The sequence below is a fragment of the Mesorhizobium sp. M7A.F.Ca.US.014.04.1.1 genome (assembly GCF_003998745.1).
GTDB classification, from domain to species: Bacteria; Pseudomonadota; Alphaproteobacteria; order Rhizobiales; family Rhizobiaceae; genus Mesorhizobium; species Mesorhizobium ciceri.
This window is the reverse complement of record NZ_RZRW01001295.1, coordinates 1-675: the sequence shown is the minus strand read 5'-3', so window position 1 is coordinate 675 and position 675 is coordinate 1. Positions and strand designations below refer to the sequence as shown.

Genomic DNA, 675 nt, shown 5'->3' with positions numbered 1-675 from the left:
GGTTAGCGACGTCGGCTTGTTCGACACCATCTCAGCGGAAGCCACTGCGTATTCGGCGTAGGCCCCTATAAACCGCGGATTCGTAACGCCATAAACCTGATCTCCCACACGCAGTTCTGAAACTCCGGACCCCTTGGCGACGATTTCGCCGGAGAGATCCGAGCCTAGCGTGAGAGGGAGCGGTTGCGGTAAGGCGCTCTTGCCCGCCCGGATCCAACCATCCCACGGTCCGACGCCGGCGGCTTCAACTTTGACGAGGACCTCGCCGGGGCCAGGATCAGGCCGCGGAACGCGCTCGTACTTCATGATCTCTGGTGGCCCGAACTCGTGCACGCGCCAAGCCATCATTGTTGAATGAGTTCGCTCTCCGTTATCTTGACGAACGATGCTGCTGGAAGTCATGTCATTCTCCTTGCGCTCGGCTCGTCATGACTGCTACCGCCGATGGGTGGACCTTGTTGTCGAGGACGGCCCTGTTGCACTCTCGGCCGACCTGGGGCGAAGCCTCGAATGTCACGCTCTGCGTCGGCGACTTGGCGCTCGCCGGTGACGCATCACGCCTGTTCGATGCGACTGCCGTGAAGCGGACTTTCTCGCTCGTGCCTCGGTGAGAGGTGCCACGGCAGTCGCATGGTCGCTCTCCAAGGCGATTTATCGGACGGCTTGTCCATATAT

At 60.9% G+C, this 675-nt stretch carries 1 protein-coding gene; it reads right to left on the bottom strand.

The genetic code is table 11. The features are described from left to right. Positions 1-402: alcohol dehydrogenase catalytic domain-containing protein (locus tag EOA22_RS36160; protein ID WP_245478799.1), on the bottom strand; the 402-nt coding region annotated here is incomplete at its 3' end. Positions 403-675 lie beyond the last annotated feature (273 nt).